Origin of the sequence: Nocardioides sp. CPCC 206348, assembly GCF_048654705.1 — a bacterium.
GTDB lineage: Bacteria > Actinomycetota > Actinomycetes > Propionibacteriales > Nocardioidaceae > Nocardioides.
In genome coordinates, this window is sequence record NZ_JBMCZA010000139.1 from 10,864 (window position 1) to 11,559 (window position 696).

General features: G+C 67.2%; 1 protein-coding gene. It reads left to right on the forward strand.

Going from position 1 to position 696, the window contains the following annotated elements:
* On the forward strand, positions 1 to 696 hold a 696-nt coding region (locus ACOADB_RS09090), incomplete at both ends, for a choice-of-anchor P family protein (RefSeq protein ID WP_378597648.1).

Consider the following 696-nt stretch of genomic DNA (forward strand, 5'->3'; position numbering starts at 1 on the left):
GGTCGACCGCACCGCCGGCACCATCGGCTGGGCGCTCGGCGTCACGCTGCTGCAGCCGACGGGCGGCTACCCGGCCGGCGTCACGATCCTGGTCAACCCGGTCAACCAGTACCTCTCCGAGGTCGACCCGTCCTCGGGCGCTGGCCTCTCCGGCACCGCCTACGGCACCCGTGTCCAGGCAGACGTCGGCGACGAGATCCAGGTCATCAGCGACCCGACCGCTCGCGTCGGCACGCCGTACGGCTCCAGCAACGGCAAGACGCTGACCAACTCGACGCTCGGTGTGAAGATCCCCGGACTGCTCACCACCGGCGTGGTGACCTCGACGACGACGTCCACCAAGGACGCCTTCGGCAATGCGGAGATCACCAACACGAACCAGACGGCCGGCATCAACCTGCTCGGCGGCCTGATCAAGGCCAACGCCATCAAGGTGACGGCCTACGGCAAGATGCAGGACGGCGTGTGGACCAGCTCCATGAAGATGGACCTGGTCAACCTGGTGATCGCCGGCAAGACGATCCCGATCAACGTTTCACCGAACACCATCATCAACGTGGCGGGCCTCGGTGAAGTCGCGATCAACCTGCAGCGCAAGCACCCGGACGGCGCGGCCCTCAACCGCATCGACGGCATCCGCATCACGCTCAGCACCGCGCAGGCCGGTCTCCCGGTCGGTGCCGTGATCGAGCTCGG